This window comes from Klebsiella scottii (assembly GCF_036561945.1).
Lineage (GTDB): Bacteria > Pseudomonadota > Gammaproteobacteria > Enterobacterales > Enterobacteriaceae > Klebsiella > Klebsiella scottii.
In genome coordinates this window covers 2,562,807-2,583,518 of record NZ_JARXNI010000020.1, presented here as the reverse complement: position 1 = coordinate 2,583,518, position 20,712 = coordinate 2,562,807, and the positions used below count along the sequence as shown (strand labels likewise).

18 protein-coding genes are annotated in these 20,712 nt (G+C 56.5%); 8 read left to right on the top strand and 10 right to left on the bottom strand.

The features are described from left to right. Position 1: 1 nt before the first annotated feature. The 5 genes from glnQ to rhtA form a co-directional block, all read right to left on the bottom strand. Positions 2–724: a glutamine ABC transporter ATP-binding protein GlnQ gene (gene glnQ / locus QFI97_RS19800; RefSeq protein WP_346431845.1), complete on the bottom strand. Its 723-nt coding sequence runs from the start codon at positions 722–724 to the stop codon at positions 2–4. Further along, positions 721–1,380, bottom strand: coding sequence for a glutamine ABC transporter permease GlnP (gene glnP, locus QFI97_RS19795; protein ID WP_095095381.1), 660 nt, complete (start codon positions 1,378–1,380; stop codon positions 721–723). The genes glnQ and glnP overlap by 4 nt, the downstream gene beginning before the upstream one ends. A 168-nt stretch (positions 1,381–1,548) precedes the next feature. Continuing rightward, the gene (gene glnH / locus QFI97_RS19790; RefSeq protein ID WP_095095384.1) at positions 1,549–2,295 is read right to left on the bottom strand and encodes a glutamine ABC transporter substrate-binding protein GlnH; all 747 of its coding nucleotides are present in this window, start codon (positions 2,293–2,295) and stop codon (positions 1,549–1,551) included. A 402-nt stretch (positions 2,296–2,697) separates the two neighbouring features. Further along, positions 2,698–3,201 (bottom strand): DNA starvation/stationary phase protection protein Dps, encoded by a 504-nt coding sequence (dps, locus tag QFI97_RS19785; protein ID WP_095095388.1) that lies wholly within the window; start codon positions 3,199–3,201, stop codon positions 2,698–2,700. 244 nt (positions 3,202–3,445) lie between these two features. Further along, positions 3,446–4,333, bottom strand: coding sequence for a threonine/homoserine exporter RhtA (rhtA, locus tag QFI97_RS19780; protein WP_346431844.1), 888 nt, complete (start codon positions 4,331–4,333; stop codon positions 3,446–3,448). Positions 4,334–4,686: 353 nt separating this feature from the next. Between rhtA and ompX the strand changes: the two genes are divergently transcribed. Beyond that, positions 4,687–5,196, top strand: a complete 510-nt coding sequence (gene ompX / locus QFI97_RS19775; RefSeq protein WP_346431843.1) for an outer membrane protein OmpX — start codon at positions 4,687–4,689, stop codon at positions 5,194–5,196. Positions 5,197–5,300: 104 nt separating this feature from the next. Here ompX and QFI97_RS19770 read toward each other — a convergent pair whose 3' ends face one another. Beyond that, positions 5,301–6,878 (bottom strand): phosphoethanolamine transferase, encoded by a 1,578-nt coding sequence (locus tag QFI97_RS19770; RefSeq protein WP_095095394.1) that lies wholly within the window; start codon positions 6,876–6,878, stop codon positions 5,301–5,303. 268 nt (positions 6,879–7,146) lie between these two features. Next, positions 7,147–7,272 (bottom strand): manganase accumulation protein MntS, encoded by a 126-nt coding sequence (gene mntS / locus QFI97_RS19765; RefSeq protein WP_331835718.1) that lies wholly within the window; start codon positions 7,270–7,272, stop codon positions 7,147–7,149. Between the two features lie 183 nt (positions 7,273–7,455). Between mntS and mntR the strand changes: the two genes are divergently transcribed. The 6 genes from mntR (at position 7,456) to QFI97_RS19735 (ending at position 13,876) form a co-directional block, all read left to right on the top strand. Continuing rightward, positions 7,456–7,929: a manganese-binding transcriptional regulator MntR gene (gene mntR / locus QFI97_RS19760; RefSeq protein WP_095095400.1), complete on the top strand. Its 474-nt coding sequence runs from the start codon at positions 7,456–7,458 to the stop codon at positions 7,927–7,929. Beyond that, positions 7,926–9,038, top strand: a complete 1,113-nt coding sequence (locus QFI97_RS19755; protein ID WP_346431842.1) for an anion transporter — start codon at positions 7,926–7,928, stop codon at positions 9,036–9,038. The genes mntR and QFI97_RS19755 overlap by 4 nt, the downstream gene beginning before the upstream one ends. A gap of 107 nt (positions 9,039–9,145) precedes the next feature. Further along, the gene (locus tag QFI97_RS19750; protein ID WP_346431841.1) at positions 9,146–10,183 is read left to right on the top strand and encodes an aldo/keto reductase; all 1,038 of its coding nucleotides are present in this window, start codon (positions 9,146–9,148) and stop codon (positions 10,181–10,183) included. A gap of 158 nt (positions 10,184–10,341) precedes the next feature. Further along, positions 10,342–11,718 (top strand): glycoside hydrolase family 1 protein, encoded by a 1,377-nt coding sequence (locus tag QFI97_RS19745; RefSeq protein WP_346431840.1) that lies wholly within the window; start codon positions 10,342–10,344, stop codon positions 11,716–11,718. 112 nt (positions 11,719–11,830) lie between these two features. Then, positions 11,831–13,150 carry a PTS sugar transporter subunit IIC gene (locus QFI97_RS19740; RefSeq protein WP_331835715.1) on the top strand — a complete coding sequence of 440 codons (1,320 nt, stop codon included), beginning with the start codon at positions 11,831–11,833 and terminating at the stop codon, positions 13,148–13,150. Positions 13,151–13,162: 12 nt separating this feature from the next. Continuing rightward, the gene (locus QFI97_RS19735) at positions 13,163–13,876 is read left to right on the top strand and encodes a GntR family transcriptional regulator (RefSeq protein ID WP_076945013.1); all 714 of its coding nucleotides are present in this window, start codon (positions 13,163–13,165) and stop codon (positions 13,874–13,876) included. Positions 13,877–13,939: 63 nt separating this feature from the next. Here the strand turns inward: QFI97_RS19735 and ldtB are convergent, their stop codons facing one another. Continuing rightward, positions 13,940–14,860 carry a L,D-transpeptidase gene (ldtB, locus tag QFI97_RS19730; protein ID WP_045855429.1) on the bottom strand — a complete coding sequence of 307 codons (921 nt, stop codon included), beginning with the start codon at positions 14,858–14,860 and terminating at the stop codon, positions 13,940–13,942. Between the two features lie 368 nt (positions 14,861–15,228). Between ldtB and QFI97_RS19725 the strand changes: the two genes are divergently transcribed. Beyond that, a complete protein-coding gene (locus QFI97_RS19725; RefSeq protein ID WP_346431839.1) occupies positions 15,229–16,824 on the top strand; it encodes an ABC-F family ATPase in 1,596 nt (531 codons plus the stop codon). A gap of 78 nt (positions 16,825–16,902) precedes the next feature. Here the strand turns inward: QFI97_RS19725 and QFI97_RS19720 are convergent, their stop codons facing one another. After that, on the bottom strand, positions 16,903–19,269 hold the full coding sequence (locus QFI97_RS19720) for a glycoside hydrolase family 31 protein (protein ID WP_346431837.1): 2,367 nt from the start codon (positions 19,267–19,269) through the stop codon (positions 16,903–16,905). A gap of 14 nt (positions 19,270–19,283) precedes the next feature. Beyond that, positions 19,284–20,585 carry an MFS transporter gene (locus QFI97_RS19715; protein ID WP_095095422.1) on the bottom strand — a complete coding sequence of 434 codons (1,302 nt, stop codon included), beginning with the start codon at positions 20,583–20,585 and terminating at the stop codon, positions 19,284–19,286. Positions 20,586–20,712: the final 127 nt, after the last annotated feature.

Genomic DNA, 20,712 nt, shown 5'->3' with positions numbered 1-20,712 from the left:
ATCAGGCAACGTGCTGCAGGAATTCGCGCAGGCGCGGGCTCGGCGGGTTCTTAACCAGAACCTGCGGATCGCCATCTTCCGCAATACGACCTTTATCAATGAAGATCAGGCGGGAGGCCACTTTTTCGGCGAAGCCGATTTCGTGGGTAACGATAACCATCGTCATCCCTTCCTCTGCCAGGTCCTGCATTACCTTCAGCACTTCATGGCGCAGCTCCGGGTCCAGCGCGGAGGTTGGCTCATCGAACAGCATCATTTTCGGCTTCACCGCCAGCGCGCGGGCGATGGCCACACGCTGCTGCTGGCCGCCGGAGAGCTCTGAAGGATAGTGGTGCGCGCGTTCAGCCAGCCCCACTTTTTCCAGCAGATCTTTCGCCAGCTTCTCGGCCGCCTCTTTCTTCGCCCCGCGCACGCGCAGCGGCCCGAACATCACGTTCTCCAGCGCCGTCAGGTGCGGGAACAGATAGAACTGCTGGAACACCATGCCGGCTTCCTGGCGGATCAGGCGATCGTCTACCTTCGGATCGTTGACCTTCAGGTCGTCGACAATCAGCTCGCCGCTGGTTATCTCTTCCAGCTTGTTGATGCAGCGCAGCAGGGTTGATTTACCTGAGCCGGAAGGCCCGATAATCACCACGACTTCACCTTTGTTAATCTTCAGATCGATATCATGCAGCACCTTGGTTGGGCCAAAGTGCTTGGAAACGTTTTTAAATTCAATCACAGGATTTTCATCCTTCTTTCAAGACGGCGCAGAATAAAGCTCAGAACCAGGGTGATAATCAGATAAATAACGGCAACGGCGCTCCAGATCTCCAGCGCGCGGAAGTTACCGGCAATAATCTCCTGTCCCTGGCGGGTCAGTTCGGCAACGCCGATGACGATAAAGAGCGAGGTGTCTTTGATGCTGATGATCCACTGGTTGCCCAGCGGCGGCAGCATACGGCGCAGCGCCAGCGGCAGGATCACGTGGCGAATCGTTTCGCCTCGGGACAGGCCGAGCGCCAGGCCGGCTTCGCGAAAGCCCTTGTGGATAGAGAGCACCGCGCCGCGGGTAATTTCCGCGATGTAGGCGCCGGAGTTGATCATGATCGTCACCACCGCGGCGGAGAACGGATCGATGCGTAAATCATTAAACGCCATCGGCAGGGCGAAGTAGATAAACATGACCTGCACCACGATTGGGGTGCCGCGAATAATTTCAATAAAGACCAGCGCGATGTGGTTCGCTATCCAGCCGCCAAAGCAGCGGGCGAAACCGGCGACGAGGCCGATTATCAGACCGCCAGCCAGGCCGAGGACCGAGATCCACAGCGTCATTTTGGCGCCTTCCAGCAAAATCGGAATGGCGGGCCAGATGGCACTCCAGTCAAACTGCATAATTCGTTCCTGTTACCGTGTCGAAAAACAGAGGATGGCCCTCTGAGAAAAAATGACTCAGGCCTGCTGCGAGGTGATTCCCGGCAGAGGGCGCAAGCGCCGCTGCCGGGCTACCAGACCTCAGCAGGCCTGTAAGAGATATATCCGTGCGGATACGGGCTCTGATTATTATTTTGGCTCAGTACCGAACCATTTTTTATAAATTTCGTTGTAAGTGCCGTTTTCACGCAGGGTTTTCAGCGCGCCGTTCACTTTTTCACGCAGTTCGTCGCTGCCTTTCGGGAACGCGATACCGTAGTTCTGCGCTTCCAGCGATTCACCTACCGCTTTGAACTGGCCGTGGCCGGCGGTTTTGATGAAGTACAGGATGTTTGGCGTATCGTGCAGCACGGCATCGGCGCGGCCGGTACCCAGCTCCATATAGGCGTTATCAATGTTCGGGAACTGGCGCAGGTCTTTGGTTTTGATGTTGGCCTTGGCGTAGTCAACGGAGCCGGTGCCGCCTTTAACCGCGACCACTTTACCGTTCAGATCCTTCACGTCTTTGATATCGTTGTTGTTCGCTTTCACCATCACCAGCAGGCCGCTTTTATAGTAGCCATCGGAGAATTCGATCGCTTTTTTACGCTCTTCAGTAATGGTAATACCCGCCAGCGCGAGGTCGATGTTTTTAGTTTGCAGCGCCGGGATGATGCCGCTGAAATCCATTGGCTTCAGGGTATAGTCCAGTTTCAGCTCTTTGGCGATGGCGGCCCACAGGTCGACATCGAAGCCAACGTACTTATCGCCTTGCTTAAATTCAAACGGAACAAACGCCGTATCGGTCGCAACAATCAGTTGTTTTTCAGCGGCCTGGGAAGAAACCGCAAAAGCCAGGGTCAGTGCAGCCAGTGAAACTTTTAATACAGACTTCATAGCATTTCCTTTTTTATCCACGGGACGATCCCCTGCGAGAACGAGTAACCCTATGAAAAAATCGTGCCAGTTTTACAACTTGTTGTTTTATAACAACCAGAGTCGATCCTGTTGCACGCTTTCGGGTCTGGCAAATGGAGTTTGCACCACGCCGGGGCGTCATTTTGGTGCGTCATAAATATGCCGAATAACAAGAGCATTTTTAACGCAAACACCGATGGGAAAACAATCTCGCTGTAACGATTGTGTGAGGTGATTATTACATTTGATTTACTTTAGTACGCATTTTGTACATTGTGGTGCACTAAAGTGGTGCATATAAGCGTGGGTGAGAAAAAAGCGGGAAAGGCGAGGGGAAAGAGGCAGTGCCGCCAGCGGGGCTGACGGCAGTCGGTTTGCCGATTATTCGATATTAGATTCGATAAACCACAGGAATTTATCCAGATCGCGAGAAGCGGCGGTGAAGATATCGGCAGTATCTTCGTCTTTTGCCTCACTAATCGCTTTGCGCACGTCGTTGGCGACAATCGCGTAGCGGTCGGCCAGCTCTTTCAGGTGGTCCTGGACGCTATGGATGTCCAGCGGATAGCTTTTCAGCGGAGTTTTGCTGTTGATAACCTGAGTGGTGCCCAGCGCAACGCCGCCGAGCTGTACGGCACGTTCGGCCATCGTATCGAGGTGTTCGGTCAGCGCCGTGCGGAAGCCGTCCAGCATTTCATGGACGGCAATAAAGTTGGCACCGCGCATATTCCAGTGAGCCTGTTTGGTAATCAGCGACAGGTCGATGAACTGGATAACCTGACGATTGAGCAGCTCTACGGTGGCTTTCTTCTCGCTGTCGGTCACATCGTTGCGGGTATAGAGCAGGTTAGACGCTTTAGTTTTAACCAGTTTTGCGGTACTCATAGTTTCATATCCTCTTGATATTTATACTCGTCATACATCAAATTCGAATTATATGGAGCGCTTGTCCCCGGTAACTCATGGGGACAAGTATAGCAACGGATCCGCAGAAGGCGGTGTCGGTAGTCTCTATCGGTTTGATAGCGCAGGCTTGTTGATAATTTATAAGGTAATTTAAATCAAATGCTTGTAGGCGTTTTAGGCCAGTTCTGCACGGCGCGACGGCGATGCAGAACTGTCTGACAATTTAGCTAATATCCACTTTTTTCAGCTTCGTTTCCCGCCGCATCGTCAGCGTCGATCCCATCGAGGCGAGAATTATCGCCCCCAGCGCCAGCGTCTGCGTGAAGGTCAGCGTCTCGCCAAGGAACACCATTCCCGACAGCGCGGCAAGGGCGGGCTCCATGCTCATCAGAGTGCCAAATGTTTTCGTCGGCATGCGGGTGAGGGCGATCATTTCCAGCGAATAGGGCAGCGCGGTGGAGAGCACGGCGATCCCCAGCCCCAGCGGCAGCAGCGACCACTGGAACAGCGTATCCGTTGCCTGCAGCATACCCAGCGGCACAAAAATCACCGCGGCAATCAGCGAGCCCATCGCCACCGTTGCCGGGCCGTGCTCTTCGCCCGCGCGCTGGCCGGTGAGAATGTAGACCGCCCAGCAGGCCCCGGCGCCCAGCGCCAGCAGCGCGCCGGTGAGATCCACCTGCGACACGTCTTGCCCCAGCGGCAGGAGATACCATAGCCCCAGCACCGCCAGAACCACCCATACAAAGTCGAGCGGACGCCGCGAGCCAAACAGGGCCACCGCCAGCGGGCCGGTAAACTCCAGGGCTACCGCAATGCCCAGCGGTATGCGCTGAATGGATAAATAAAACAGATAGTTCATCGCCCCCAGCGAGAGGCCGTAGAAGAGCAGCGGCAGGCGCTGTTCGGGGGCGAAGCGCAGCCGCCAGGGTTTGAAAATGACCACCAGAATCAAGGTGCCTAGCGCCAGGCGCAGGGCTGTCACGCCGGGCGCGCCGACTAACGGGAAGAGTGATTTCGCCAGCGATGCCCCGCTCTGAATAGAGATCATGGCGATTAAAATAACTGCTGTCGGCAACCATGCCGGGACCTTACGGGACGAGCCGGGCATCCTTTCTCCTGTCAAAATTTGTCAAACGCGGTAAAGGATCCAGTGTAAATGAATTAGCCAACGGCAGTTGAGCTATTGTTGAAAAAATCCCCGCAGAGGGGAGTACAATTGGGAGAGAGGCGCTGAAATACTCATCTGGCGATTAGGAATAATCTGGATGCATGTCCGGCGATCGGCGGGCATTAATATGATGGTATTCGTTAAAACCGGTTGTTTTCCAGTTTGTTATAGTTTTGTGGAAACTTTTGGTTACATGAAAAAGTATGTTAGACACTGTAAAGTGAAAAGAGTTTCCCGAAAGTTTTTGATATATTTAAGACTTAGGACTTATTAGAAACACATTTGAGGTGGTTATGAATAAAATTGCACGTTTTTCAGCACTAGCTGTTGTACTGGCTGCATCCGTAGGTACCGCTTTCGCTGCAACTTCTACCGTTACCGGTGGTTATGCTCAGAGCGACATGCAGGGCGAAGCGAATAAAGCAGGCGGTTTCAACCTGAAGTACCGTTACGAGCAAGACAATAGCCCGCTGGGTGTTATCGGTTCCTTCACTTACACTGAAAAAGATCGTACCGAATCTGGCGTATACGAAAAAGGCCAGTACTACGGCATCACCGCTGGTCCGGCTTACCGTCTCAACGACTGGGCAAGCATCTACGGCGTAGTGGGCGTTGGCTACGGTAAATTCCAGGACAACAGCTACCCGAACAAATCTGACATGAGCGACTACGGTTTCTCCTACGGCGCTGGTCTGCAGTTCAACCCGATCGAAAACGTTGCTCTGGACTTCTCTTACGAGCAGTCTCGCATTCGTAACGTTGACGTTGGTACCTGGATCGCGGGCGTTGGTTACCGCTTCTAATCACTTCGGTGATATAAAAAATCCGCCTCACAGGGGCGGATTTTTTTTGCCTGTCATTCGGCAAAACCCGTCGCCATCAGCTTCCCGATGGCGAATGAGGTGGCCTACTGGGTGGTGAACAGGTCGCTGCCCAGATGGGTATAGTCCACTTTCTGCAGCTGGAAGTTGGTGATGAAAACCGGCCCGGCCTTTTGCTCAGAGATAAAGCGATAGCGCGGCTTTATTTCCTCGGCGCTGATCCCGGTCCACTGTGAGAAGAAGCTGAGGAAATCGTTGGCCGAGCGGCGCGCTTTGATAACCTTGTGCGCTTTATCATCGCTGGACAGCACCATGAACGGTACCTGGAAGTTTTGCTGGAACTTATCGTCGTGCGCCAGATACTGAACCGCTTTGCCGCGCTCTTTAAAGGCGAGGCCGTGATCGGAGAAATAGGTCATCGAGAAGCTATCGCCGGAGTTCTGCAGCTGGCTATACAGTTTGCCCAGCAGCGCATCGGTTTGCGTCATGCTGTAGAGATAGCAGGAGGTCTCTTTTGATTGCACAAAGACGGTATATTTTCCTTTGGTGCGGTCACAGGCCTGAGGGTGCGAGCCCATCAAATGCAGGACGATCAGCTGCGGCTGAGTCCGCTGGGTCGAAAGGACCTGCTCGGTTAGCTTCAGCAGCTGCTCATCCTGGGTATTTTTATTGGCCTCAAAATCGCCGTTTTTGAGGAACTGCACTTCGTCGGCGCGTTTGGCAATACTGGCAATCGCCGTATCGTACTCGCCGATTTGCCCCTGATTCGAGAACCACCAGGTCTGGAAGCCCGCGCGGTTGGCCAGCGTGACGAAGTTGTCCTGGTACTGCGGCTTGCCGTCGACCACCCGGTTAAGCGTCAGGCCCAGCGACTTTTGCGTTGAACCGCTGGCCGCAATGTAGTCATTGAACAGATAGCCGTTCACCGAACTGGCGAAAGGGGTGTTGTCCCAGTGGCCGCCGAAGGCGCCGAGCGCGTCGCGGCGCGCGCTTTCACCAATAACCACCACGTAAAGATGATATTTGGGCTTCACCGCCACGACGTGCCAGCTATCTTTCATATTCGCCAGCTGCGCCATGCGCGCCTGCTCATCCAGCACCTCATTGTTATTGACCACCACGTCTTTGACGAAGCGCAGGGCCGGATAGCCGGTATCAATCACTTTGAAGACGCCGCCCCACGCCAGATTCTGCACCGGCTGCAGGAAGAAAATGCCGATGCTGAACAGCAGGCCCAGGCTCTCCATTTTGCTCCAGCGCCTCGGTTCTTCCGGTTTGCGACGCACGGCAATCACGCCCAGCGCGAAAATAAACACCGCCAGCAGATAGCTGTACCACGGGAAGATGGTCAAAATTTCGGTGGATTCTTCAACGTTGGTGGCGTGCAGCGCCAGCAGGGTATTGAAATTGGGCGCGCCGTAGGCCTGACCAAACGGATAATAGAGCGCGGCAAGCAGCGAGTAGCCGCCGACCACCACTTTCTGCGCGCGCGGGAAGCTGCGCCACAGCAGATGTAGCACGCATGTAAAGGCAACGGCATAGAGCAGGCTAAAATCATAGCCAAGGGCCAGGTTAATCAGCAGGGACTGTAAAAAGTAGAATCCGGTCCACGGGTTCAGGACCAGTCCACGAGCGACCAGCGTTTCTTTCAGGGTGAGATTCATAGTTAACAATCAAAAAGACGCCATGTGCATCCCCTGGCATCAAGGGGTAAAACCTGCTGGACAGTGCCGGAAGAGGGTCTCTGCGAGCCGCAGTAGTGGCAGGGCTGACAAAAGATAGGGCTTGCAAATGCTAAGGTCAACTAGCCATAACAGATTGTTTTGGGAGAAAGCTTACAAAACTTGAAAAAAGTCCGGGAAAGGAGGGCAAACGGGCCAGTATGACGAGGAATTATGACCGAAAAATGAAGCGGCGTACCGCGACGCCGCGTTAGTTGCTCGGTTTGTCCTGCTCTTTTTTGCCGTTAAGCAGATCGCACAGCATGCCGAGTAGCATTAAGCGTACTTTAAATGGGGAGTGGGTAAACACCTGTAAGCACCTCTTGAGTTCGTTCATCGTAACCTCCTGTGATTTCGCCCTTCGCTCCTTGAAGGATGTTTGCATTACATACAGATATAGCACAGGCTATATTTTATAGCTATGGCTAAAAAGTTAATTTTTTGTGCTACGGGCCCAATCATTTACAATGGCCCTCTTTGAGATGACGCTTGCTGCGTCACACGTATTTGAGGAAGCACAATGAACCGTCGCGCAGGCAAACAAATAACAAAAAAAGTGACGCAGCTAGTGAATGTTGAAGAGCACGTTGAGGGGTTTCGTCAGGTGCGTGAGGCGCATCGTCGCGAGCTGATTGACGACTACGTTGAGCTGATTTCCGACCTGATCCGCGAGGTGGGTGAAGCGCGGCAGGTCGATATGGCCGCGCGCCTGGGCGTCTCGCAGCCGACGGTCGCTAAAATGCTCAAGCGCCTGGCCAGCGTCGGATTGATTGAGCAGATCCCGTGGCGCGGCGTCTTTTTAACGCCGGAAGGCGAGAAGCTGGCGCACGAGAGCCGCGAACGTCATCAGATTGTGGAAAATTTCCTGCTGGTTATCGGCGTCAGCCCGGAGATAGCCCGTCGCGATGCCGAAGGGATGGAGCATCACGTGAGCCAGGAGACGCTGGAGGCCTTTAGCCAGTTTACGCTCAAATACGGGCAGCAGGGAAAATGAACCTGCCCCTTGTTCAGTCGCTGGCGGGTGACCGCTTTTTGCATTTACTGCTGATTATTGCCGGCGTATTAAGCATTTTTGTGCCCTTTGCCCCTGCCAGCTGGCCTCAGGCTATCGACTGGCAGACGATTATTACCCTAAGCGGGCTGATGCTGCTGACCAAAGGGGTCGAACTGAGCGGCTATTTTGACGTGCTGGGCCGCAAAATGGCGCGGCGGTTTGTGACCGAACGGCAGCTGGCCATCTTTATGGTGCTGGCCGCGGCGCTGCTTTCCACCTTCTTAACCAACGATGTGGCGCTTTTTATCGTCGTTCCGTTAACCCTGACGTTAAAAAAATGGTGCGCCATTCCGGTTAACCGGCTGATCATTTTCGAAGCGCTGGCGGTCAACGCCGGCTCGCTGCTGACGCCGATCGGCAATCCGCAAAATATTCTGCTTTGGGGGCGTTCAGGCCTCAGTTTCCCGGCGTTTATTGGCCAGATGCTGCCGCTGGCGGCGGCGATGATGATAACGCTGCTGGCGCTGTGCTGGTGCTGTTTTTCCGCCGTACGCCTCACTTATCAAAGCGGCGAACGGGCGCCCTCCTGGCAGCCGAAGCTGGTCTGGAGCTGCCTGGCGTTTTATCTGATTTTCCTCACTGCGTTAGAGATGAAGCAGGAGCTTTGGGGCCTCGCGCTGATCGTCATCGGCTTCTTGCTGCTGGCGCGCGCGGTGATTATCAACGTTGACTGGTCTTTGCTGCTGGTCTTTATGGTGATGTTTATTGATGTTCACCTGCTGATCCAGCTGCCGGCGCTGCATCAGCTGCTGAGCGGCGTCGGCCAGCTCTCCCCCGGCGGCCTGTGGCTGACGGCGATCGGCCTGTCGCAGTTCATCAGCAACGTCCCGGCAACCATTCTGCTGCTCAACTACGTCCCCCCGTCAACGCTGCTGGCCTGGGCGGTTAACGTCGGCGGCTTTGGCCTGCTTCCCGGCTCGCTGGCCAACCTGATTGCCCTGCGCATGGCGGCGGATCGGCGGATCTGGTGGCGCTTTCATCTTTACTCTCTGCCGATGCTGCTGTGGGCGGCGCTGCTGGGTTACGCCATGCTGCGCTACGGGTTCTGATATTTAGAGGATTGGGCAAGAAACGGACAGGATCCCCCCATTCGCGCTCGTGCTGCGGGGGGTATAACTATAGCGCTGACGTTAATTATCCTGATGAGGAGAGTCCGATGCGTTATAAAAAACTCGGAAATACCGGTCTGTTTGTCTCTGAACTGTGCCTTGGCACCATGACCTTTGGCGGCGAAGAGGGGATGTGGGGAAAAATTGGCCAGCTGCGCCAGGCGGAAGCCGAGCAGCTGGTGGGCAGCGCCCTGGATGCCGGCATCAACTTTATCGACACCGCTAACGTCTATTCGGAAGGGCGTTCGGAAGAGATAACCGGCCAGGCGCTAAAAAATCTCAAGATCCCGCGCGAAAACGTGGTGGTCGCCACCAAAGTGTTTGGTGAAACCGGCACCGCCGGCGTTAATTCGCGCGGCAGCTCCCGCTACCACATTCTCGGCAGCGTCAAAGAGAGCCTGCGGCGCCTGCAGCTCGATCATATCGATCTCTACCAGCTGCACGGCTTCGATCCGGCAACGCCCGTGGAAGAGACCCTCTACGCCCTGGATACCCTGGTTCGCCAAGGGCACGTCCGCTATATCGGCATTTCGAACTGGGCGGCCTGGCAAATCGTCAAGGCGCTGGGGATCGCCGAACGCCTTGGGCTGGCCCGCTTTGCCTCTTTGCAGGCTTACTACACCATCGCCGGGCGCGACCTGGAGCGTGAGCTGGTGCCGATGATGCAGAGCGAAGGGCTGGGGCTGATGGTCTGGAGCCCGCTGGCGGGCGGATTGCTGAGCGGCAAATACACCCGCGACGGTCAGGGGGAAGCGGGCGGCCGTCGGCTGGAATTTGATTTCCCGCCGGTGAATAAGGATCGCGCGTTTGATTGCGTGGACGCGATGCGCGAGGTGGCCGACGCCAAAGGCGCGACGGTCGCGCAGGTCGCGCTCGCGTGGCTGCTCCATCAGCAGGCGGTGACCAGCGTGATTATCGGCGCCAAACGCGCGGAGCAGCTGGCGGATAATATTGCCGCAACCCAGATCCAGCTCAGCGAAGAGGATCTCAGGCGGCTTGATGCGGTGAGCGCGCTGCCGCGCGAATATCCCGGCTGGATGCTTGAGCGCCAGGGCGAATATCGCCGCAATCAGCTTAACGATTAATCCTGTCCGATCCTCAACGGCGGGCGCTGTCCCGCCGCTTTCTATCCTCTCTTTTCGAAATCGCTCACAAAAACGACACAACTCCTTTGCGTGATTTATCATTTCATTCTATATGACTAGTCATGAATTTATAATGACTAGTCATAGTAGCGGAGTGAATGATGAAGACACTGGCAAAGGATTTTTTATGGGGCAACTCGGTTTCCAGCATGCAGACGGAAGGTGCGTGGAATGAAGGCGGAAAGGGGATGTCGGTATACGACATTCGCGAGCCCTCAGAGTTTGCCTCTGACTGGAAGGTGGCGACCGACTCCTACCATCGCTATGAGGAAGACTTTGATTTAATGCAGGATCTAGGGATGAACTGCTACCGCTTCCAGATTTCGTGGAGCCGCATTTGCCCGACCGGCGATGGCGAGTTCAACGAAGAAGGTATCGCCTTCTATCACCGCTTTATCGACGCTCTGATTGCCCGCGGCATTGAGCCGATGATTTGCCTGTACCATTTTGACATGCCGCTGGCGCTGGCGAATGAGTATAACGGCTTTATCGATCGCCGCGTGATGGAGGCGTTTGTGCGCTATGGCAAGAAAATGATCGACTGCTACGGCGACAAGGTGAAGTACTGGCTGACCTTCAATGAGCAGAATATTTTCCACATGCCGATTGCGTTCCGCATTGCGGGCTATATGCATGGCGATGAAACGCTCCGCGAGCTGTACGAGATCCAGCATTACACCATGATGGCGCACGTCCATCTGACCGCTTACCTGCATGAAACCCAGCCCGGCAGGCTGATGGGGGGGATGCTGGCGCATCAGCTTATCTACCCGGCGACCTGCCAGCCGCGCGATATTTTCTGCGCTCAGCAGCATGATGAGTTTCTCAACCAGAACCTGCTGCGCGTCTATGCCGGCCAGGGCTACAGCCCCGAGGTGATGGCCGTGGTCGCCCGTGAAGGCTTCGAGGATATCTATCGCGCAGAGGATTTAGCCCTGATTGCGCAGAATAAAAATGACTATATGGCCTTTAGCTACTATGCCAGCCGCACGCTCAGCAGCGATCCGATCCCGGAAGGCACCGAGGTGAACTACTACATGCAGTTCGGCGATAAGGACAACCCGTACCTGAAGTCTACGGAATGGAACTGGCAAATCGATCCACTCGGCTTTCGCACCATCATCACCCGCTACTACAACGACTGGCGCCTGCCGGTATTCCCGATTGAAAACGGTATCGGGGTGATTGAGTCCTGGGATGGCGAAAACATGATTGCCGACGATTATCGTATCGCCTATCACCGCGACCATATCAACGCCATGAAAGAGGCGATTTTTGAGGACGGCGCGGAGGTGATCGGCTATCTCGGCTGGGGGCTGATCGATATTCTCAGCTCGCAGGGCGATATGCGTAAACGCTACGGGGTGGTGTACGTCAACCGCGAAAACCACGATCTTAAAGACCTTAACCGCGTGCCGAAGAAAAGCTATGCATGGCTGAAACGAGCGATCCACAGCAACGGTGAAGAGATGTAGTTCGCGCGGGCCGCACCGGGCTATCGCCGTCAGGTTTCAGGCCGCGGGCGCGCTGCCTGCAACCTGAAGCCTGGCGGGGAATACGGGTAAGTGATGAAGAGGATTCTGCAAAATGTCTGATAATACAACGTCCAGTATGCAGTCTTTGACCGATCGCTTTGTTGAGTTTTCCGCGCGTATCGCCAACCAGGTACACCTGCGTTCGCTGCGCGATGCGTTTGCCGGGGTGATGCCGATTTTCATTCTGGCAGGGCTGGCGGTACTGGTGAACAACGTGGTGTTTCCCTGGATACTGGAGGGCGACACTCTGGTGCGCTTTAAGGTATGGGGCGATGCGATTATCAACGGGACGTTGAATATCGCCGCGCTGCTGATTGCGCCGATGATCGCGTGGTCGCTGGCGCGTAACAAAAACTTCGCTAACCCGGTTTCGACCGTCGTCATCGCTATTTGCAGCTTTATTATTATGATGCCGATGCAGGTGGATCTGGTGCCGGTTGGCGGGAAGACGACGGTCAGCCTGACGTCGGTACTGACCTTCGCCAACATCGGCTCTACCGGCATTTTCGCCGGCGTGCTCATCGGCCTGGTGGCGACAGAAATCTTTATGCGCATCGCCGGAATCAAGCGCCTGACCATCAACCTTGGAGAGAACGTGCCGCCGGCGGTGGGCCAATCGTTTTCGTCGCTCATCCCGGCTATCCTGACGCTGTCGATGTTTGCGGCGCTGGCCGCCCTGCTGAATAACCTGCTGCACACCGATCTTATCCATCTGATCACCACGCTTATCCAGCAGCCGCTGCGATTGATTAATACCAGCCTGCCGGGGACTATTTTTATCTACAGCTTCGGCAACTTCCTGTTTACGCTGGGTATACACCAGTCGGTCGTGAACAGCGTGGTGCTGGAGCCGTTCCTGCTGATTAATACCAATGAGAATATGCTGGCCTACGCCAGCGGCCAGCCGATTCCGCATATTATTAACAATATTTTCGTGCCGACCTTCGGCATGGTGGGCGGTACCGGCAGCACCATCTCTCTGCTGATCGCCATCTTTCTCTTCTCGCGTCAGCAGGCCTCGAAGCAGGTGGCGCGCCTGGCTATTACCCCGGGGCTGTTCAATATCAACGAACCGGTGATTTTCGGCCTGCCGATCGTTTTCAACGTGCCGCTGATGATCCCGTTTGTGCTGCTGCCCGCCATCGGCATCTTTTTCGCCTGGCTGTGCACCACGCTCGGGCTTATGTCGCGCTGCGTGGTGATGATCCCGTGGACCACGCCGCCGGTGCTCAGCGCCTGGCTGGCGACGGCGGGGGACTGGCGGGCGGTGGTGGTGCAGTTGATAATCATCACCTTTGGTGTATTCTTCTACCTGCCATTCCTCAAAATATCTGAGAGAGTGGCGTTAAAAAACAATGGGATAAATGAATAATAAGGAAGGGCGATGGCGGCGAAGTATCTTTTGATCGCGCGGGAAATTAAAAAGCGGATTATCAGCCAGCAGTACCCCGCCAGCATGCCATTACCCGACCAGTTTGCGCTGGCGGCGGAGTTTAACACCAGCAGGATGACCATCCAGCAGGCGATGCGCCAGCTTATTGTTGAAGGATTGATTTATACCCGCAAGGGGCAGGGCACCTTCGTGCGTAAAAACTTTCTTCAGCTTTCGCAGTGGGATCTTCCGGGAAGCGACTATTTTGGCGCCACCAAAACCTGGGCCCATCTGGGGGCGGTTAGCAGCAAGGTGGTGCGCTTCGAGCTGCGCTTTCCCAGCGAGAAGGAGCAGACTTCGCTGCTGATTAATGCCGATTCGCCGGTTTATGACTTCGTGCGCCTGCGGCTGCTCAATGACGAGCCGATGTCGCTGGACGCCACGGTGATGCCGGTGAATCTGGTACCCGGCCTGAATAAAAGCCACCTCGAAAGCTCCGTATTCCAGTATGTTGAGACGCTTGGGCTGAAGATAATGGGGTCGTACCGCGTGGTGCGCGCCATTAAGCCCGGCGAGCTCGAACAGCAGCACCTGGTGTGCGAAGCCGGCGATCCGGTGCTGGAAGTTGAGCAGGTTATCTACCTGGAGGACGGTACGCCGCTGGAGTATGCCCACTGTCACTACCGCTACGATCACGGCGGCATCGTTATCGTTAACAACGGCTGACGTCAGGCGAAAAGAAAAGGGCGAGGTTTTCACCTCGCCCTTTTTTGTGCATGGCGCTCAGGATCAGTTCAGACGAACCGGCATACCGGAACGGTTTTGCACCGCCTGCTCAACCACGCTCTGATCGACGTCGGACTGGCCGGTAACGGCCTGTACGGATTTGTTCAGCGTAATCGGGACGATTTCACCGCCCTGGAACTGGGCTTCAGTGGTCGACAGCGGGTTATGGACTTCAACGTAACGGCTGCCGTCCGGCTCGCTGGTGGCTTTCACCGGCTCATCGATAAATTCGACGCGGGTGCCGACCGGCACATTCTCAAACAGGAATTTGATATCGTCGTTACGCAGACGGACGCAGCCGTGGCTTACGCGCAGGCCGATACCGAAGTTGGCGTTGGTACCGTGGATCGCGTACAGACGACCGATATACAGCGCGTACAGGCCCATCGGGTTATCAGGACCGGCCGGCACCACGGCCGGCAGCGGGTTACCGGCTGCGATGTATTCGGCGTGCATTTTCGCCGTCGGCGTCCAGGTCGGGCCGGCTTTCTTGCGCTCAACCTTGGTCACCCAGTTGATCGGCGTATCTTTGCCGAGCTGGCCGATACCAATCGGCAGCACGATCACGGTGTTAGTGCCTTTCGGGTAGTAGTAAAGACGCATTTCCGCGCTGTTGATGACGATACCTTCATGCACGGTGTCCGGCAGAATCAGCTGCTGCGGGATATTCAGCACGGTGCCGCCTTTCGGCAGATAGGTATCCACGCCCGGGTTCGCTTCCAGCATGTTGGACAGACCCATCTGATATTTGGCGGCGAAATATTCCAGCGGCTGTTTGTTGTCGTCCGGAACCGTAACAACCTGGTTCTGGCCAATCAGTCGGCTACCGTCAGTCGGCAGGGGATAGGTTACCGCGGATGCGGTATTGCAAAAGCCCACGATGGCGAAGGCTGCCGCAAGGAGTGTCGATAATTTCATATTCATCATGTCGTGTGCGATGTTAAAGCCACACAGGCCTTTGTTTGATTTTTCAGGGAGTAGATGGGAGCGCATTATATGTGCATTCCCGCCAACAGGGAAATGAGATGTGTACGAAATCACACTTTTTTGCCGGTTGTTTCAACTGTCGTCCTTTGGCTGCTCAGGCTGCGTCGACGGAGGGGCGATCGCACGGCATACCTGGTGCCGCCGGCCGCAGCCGCAGCCTGCCGGACGCCGCCGGCTGAGGTCAAAAGGCGCCATTCGCTGCGCCGGCGGTAAGGGAATTCACCGCAGACCGTGAAAAGAGATGGTTTTGCTGGCATAATGTCCGATGTGTCACACTTCTCATTCTCTTTTTTCAGGATAACCCCGTGCTAGTATCCAGCAACGTCACCATGCAGTTTGGCAGTAAGCCGCTGTTCGAAAACATTTCCGTCAAATTTGGCGGCGGCAACCGTTACGGCCTGATTGGCGCCAACGGTAGCGGTAAATCTACCTTTATGAAGATCCTCGGCAACGACCTGGAGCCAACGCTGGGCAACGTCTCCCTCGATCCGAACGAGCGTATCGGTAAGCTGCGTCAGGATCAGTTTGCGTTCGAAGAGTTCACCGTGCTGGATACGGTCATCATGGGCCACGGCGAGCTGTGGGAAGTGAAGCAGGAGCGCGATCGCATCTATTCTCTGGCGGAAATGAGCGAAGCCGACGGCTATAAGGTGGCGGATCTGGAAGTGACCTACGGCGAGATGGACGGCTACTCCGCCGAAGCCCGCGCCGGCGAGCTGCTGCTCGGCGTCGGCATCCCGGTTGAACAGCATTACGGCCCGATGAGCGAAGTCGCTCCCGGCTGGAAGCTGCGCGTACTGTTAGCCCAGGCGCTGTTCTCCAACCCGGATATCCTGCTGCTCGACGAACCGACGAACAACCTCGACATCGATACCATTCGCTGGCTGGAGCAGACGCTCAACGAACGTGACAGCACCATGATCATCATTTCGCACGACCGTCATTTCCTTAACATGGTGTGTACCCACATGGCGGATCTCGACTACGGTGAACTGCGCGTCTACGCCGGTAACTACGACGAATACATGACCGCGGCCACCCAGGCCCGCGAGCGTCTGCTGTCTGATAACGCCAAGAAAAAGGCGCAGATTGCCGATCTGCAGTCTTTCGTCAGCCGCTTTAGCGCTAACGCCTCTAAATCCCGTCAGGCGACCTCACGCGCGCGTCAGATTGATAAAATCAAGCTCGACGAAGTGAAAGCCTCCAGCCGTCAGAACCCGTTCATCCGCTTCGAGCAGGACAAGAAACTGTTCCGTAACGCGCTGGCTGTCGAAGAGCTGGCGAAAGGTTTTGATAACGGCCCGCTGTTTAAAAAATTCAATCTGCTGCTGGAAGTGGGCGAGAAGATTGCCATTCTGGGTGCCAACGGCGTGGGTAAAACCACCATGCTGAAAACCCTGGTTGGTGAACTGACGCCGGATAACGGTAGCGTTAAATGGTCTGAGAATGCGCAGATTGGTTACTACGCGCAGGATCACGCCGAAGACTTCGATAACGATCTGAGCGTTTTCGACTGGATGAGCCAGTGGAAGCAGGAAGGCGACGATGAGCAGGTTGTGCGCAGCTTCCTCGGCCGTCTGCTGTTCAGCCAGGACGATATCAAAAAGCCGGCAAAAGTGCTGTCCGGTGGCGAAAAAGGCCGCATGCTGTTCGGCAAGCTGATGATGCAAAAACCAAACATTCTGGTGATGGACGAACCGACCAACCACCTGGATATGGAATCTATCGAATCGCTCAACATGGCGCTGGAGATGTATCAGGGCACCCTGATTTTCGTTTCCCACGACCGTGAGTTCGTCAGCTCGCTGGCCACCCGGGTGATTGAAATTACGCCGGAGCGCGTCATCGACTTTAGCGGTAATTACGAAGATTATCTGCGCAGCAGAGGCATCGACGGCTAACCGTCTGCCGCCCCGGCGCTGCCGGGAGTGAAACAGAAGCCCCGGCCAGCCTCGCGCGACCGGGGTTTTTTATTGCCCTTAGTCCAGCAGCCACTCGTCGACGTCTTTGCCATTCACCGACAGCCGGCGCTTTTCACCCGCGGGTAGCGTTATCTTCAGCGCCTTCCACGCCGGGCGGTAGCGGCCGCGCGCGTTCACCTGCAGGCTGATGGCGCTGGCGCTGCAGGTCATTTCCCACCCCAGCCACAGCGCGTCGCCGTCGCGATAGCCCCAGCTCTCGCCGTCATCTTCAAAGATCAGGCCGCTCGTCGAGCCCGCGCCCTTGAGCGGAAACAGCTTCAGCTCGCGGCTATCGTCTTTTTTGGCGTCGACGTGGACGATCCTCTCGCTGAGCGGCAGACCCGCCCCGGCGCGCACCATCAGCGGCAGTTTTTCCAGCGGCGCATCGAGCGTTATCCACTGGCCGCCGGCGAACCACTCCCCGCTATAAAAGTCGTACCAGCCGGACTCATTTTCCGGCAGCCACACCCGGCGATGGTGCTGGCCTGGCTCCACGACGCTGGCGACGAGGAGATCGCGGCCGAGCAGGAAGTCGTCGCACTCCTCGAAGGTCTGCGGGTCATGCTGGTGATCGAGGAAGGTCGGGCGCAGTATCGGCTCATCGTCAGCGTGCGCCTGCCACAGCAGGGTGTAGAGGTAGGGCAGCAGGCGATAGCGCAGCTCAATCGCGCCGCGAATCGCCGGCAGGACCGCCGGATACATCCACGCCTCGTTAACCGTCCGATCGTCGTTCCATGAGTGGATCGTGAAGCGCGGATGCATCACCCCGTTCTGCACCCAGCGGACGAACAGTTCGGCATCCGGCTTATCGCCGGAGAAGCCGCCGACGTCGTGACCGACGTTATACAGACCGGAGAGGCTCATCCCCAGCCCCATGCGGGTGTTGTAGCGCAGGGTATCCCAACTGGTGCGGTTATCGCCGCTCCAGGTTTGCACGTAGCGCTGCATCCCGGCGCAGCCGGAGCGCGAGATCAGGTACGGGCGTTTCTCCGGGGCGAAGCGCTGCTGGGCCTCCAGCGACGCGCGCATCATCAGCAGCGGCATCACCGGACGGATATGCTTGATGGCAATCTCCTGGCCAAAACCGTGGCAGCGCGCCTCGCCGTCCCAGACTTCAAATTCGTTATTGTCGTTCCACGTCGAATCGATCCCCATCTCCAGCAGCTGAGCGGTGACCCCCTCCTGCCACCAGGCGACGGTTTGCGGGTTGGTGAAGTCGAGGTGGGAACCTTCGTCATCCCAGAAGCTGGAGCGCTCCGGGGATTCGCTTTCGGAGTCCTGAATAAACAGCCCGCGCTCCGCCACCTCGCTATAGCGCGGGTGATCCTGCAGCAGGCAGGGCTTAATATTGGCCGCCAGCTTGATGCCCGCGTCGTGGAAGCGCTGGCTCATCACCTTCGGCTGCGGGACCTTGTCGTAATTCCAGTTAAAGACGTAGCGCTTACCGCCGATCGAGGTATAGCCGGAGGAGAGCTGGAACGAGTCGCATGGAATGGCGTGCTCATCGCAGAGGCGGATAAAGTTCATCAGCTGGTTTTGCGCATCCGGCGCATCGGTGTAGTGCATCGTCGAGCCGCTGTAGCCCAGGCTCCACTTCGGCCCGAACAGCGTTTTTCCGGTCAGGCGGACAAAGGCTTTGGTGACGTCCAGCACGCGTTTGCCGGTAAACATGTAGTAATCAATATCTCCCGCCTCGGCCTGCCAGCGGCGATAGGCGGTGTGATAGTTGTCGATTTCGTTGCCCAGATCCAGCCAGCAGCTGCTGAGGTTATCGTAGAACAGGCCGTAGCTAATATCGCCGCGCTGGGTGATGGTGAAGGGGATGTGCTTATACAGCGGATCGGTGCTGACGGCGTTATAGCCCATCGCATCCAGGTTGCGCATCTCGTAGCGATTCCCGTTGCGCTGCAGATTGCCCGCCTTCTCGCCAAGACCGTAGAAGCGTTCATCTTGACGTCGGCTCTGGTAGTGCGCGACGCCATCGCCGTGCGCGTTCACCAGATAGGCGCTGGTCGGGCGGTCGTTGACCAGCGGCTGCCATTCTCCGGCATCGTCGCGGTAGCTCCACTCCAGCCACAGCGGCTGGTGGACGGTGACGCGCAGCCGTTCGGTGGCGACCGTCAGGGTCTCCTGCTGCTGCTCCAGGGTCCAGGCGGGAAGGGTAAAGCCGCTGACGTCGTCGCGGCTGCGTCCCTCCCAGGGAACGTCCTGCTGCGGAGCGATGCTCCAGGTGCGGTCCAGCGCCAGCTCCCCTCTGCGCTTAAGCAGGACGCGGAACAGGTTTTCTTCCAGTACGTACAGGCACAGGGTGTGCTGCCCGTCGACCGTCAGCTCGACGTGGTGGGCCAGCTGCTGTTGTAATTTCCAGTGTTTCAACGTTTTCATTTTTACATCCACTCTCAGGCGCGTTTGGCGCGACGTTCAGCAATAAAAGCCACCAGGAAAACCGCGCCAATCAGGTCAAAGAAGCCCATGGCGACGAATAGCGGGTTGAAGCCAATCTTGTCGGCGGTCACCCCGATTAATAAGGAGAACAGGAAGCTGGCGATCCAGGCCGCGGAGCCGCGCATGCCGTTGACGGTCGCCATCTGGCCCTTATCGAACGACTCCACCACCAGCGCGCTCAGCATGCAGGAGATAATCTGGTGGCCGAAGCCGCCGATGGAGATCAGGATGATGGTGATGTAGGGGTCGCGGGTAATGGCGACGAGGGCCAGAGAAATCATCAGGAAAGCGCCGGTCAGCGAGCTTGCTACCACGGAATTAACCCGTGAACAGCCGAACCAGCGGGTGTACAGTTTGGTCAGATAGCCGCTGACCACGCTGCCGAGATCGGCGGCGAGGAACGGCAGCCAGGCGAACATGGCAATTTGCTTCAGGTCCATGCCGTGCTCTTTGGCGAGGTACAGCGGCACCCAAAAGCTCAGGACCGCCCAGGCGGGCTCCGCCATAAAGGCCGGGATCGCAATACCGTAGAAACGCTTATTTTTCGACACGGTTTTCAGCGCGGTAAAGAACGGCAGCTTCACCGCCGGCGGCTCGTTGTCCTGACGAATGAACTCCAGCTCGGTCTTGCTCAGATTCGGATGCTTCTCCGGATTGTTGTAAAACACCCACCACAGGATCACCCACAGCAGCGCCAGCACCCCGGTGAACATAAACGCGCCCTGCCAGCCGAAAGAGGCGTGGGCAAAATAGATGATCGGCGGCGCCAGCATCGCGCCGACGGAGAAGCCGACGCCGGCCCAGCCGGCGGCAATTGGGCGTTCAGATTTTGGAAACCATTCGCCGATGGTTTTGGCGTTGGCCGGGGTTGCGGCGGCTTCTGCTCCGCCCATGAAAAAACGCAGGATCGCCAGATGCAGCCAGCTGCCGGCACCGGCGTGGGCGATACAGGCCACGGCCCACAGGGTGGCGCAGATCATAAAGCCGAGCTTCAGGCCAATAACGTCAATAAGCCAGCCGCAGAGTGGCTGGAAGAGGGTGTAGGCCAGCTGAAAAGCGCCGACGATCCATGAATACTGCTCGGTGGTTATGCCCAGCGTCACCTTCAGCTCGGGGGCGATAATGCCTAAGGAGTTGCGGGTAATGTAGTTAACGGTGACGCCGAGTAAGAACAGGGTCAGCATCCACCAGCGTAGGTTTTTGACTACGCGGCGCGATTTACTGACCGCCATATCGTTGTTGAGGCCTTGGCTCATAGAACTCTCCACAAGAATTTTGTAGGGGGAAATGACCGATGCTCAGTCCCTGAGTTGTCATACCTGTTTTATTAACGCTATGAATATTATTGTTTTATTTATCTGGTTTTCCGTATAACTAGTATGG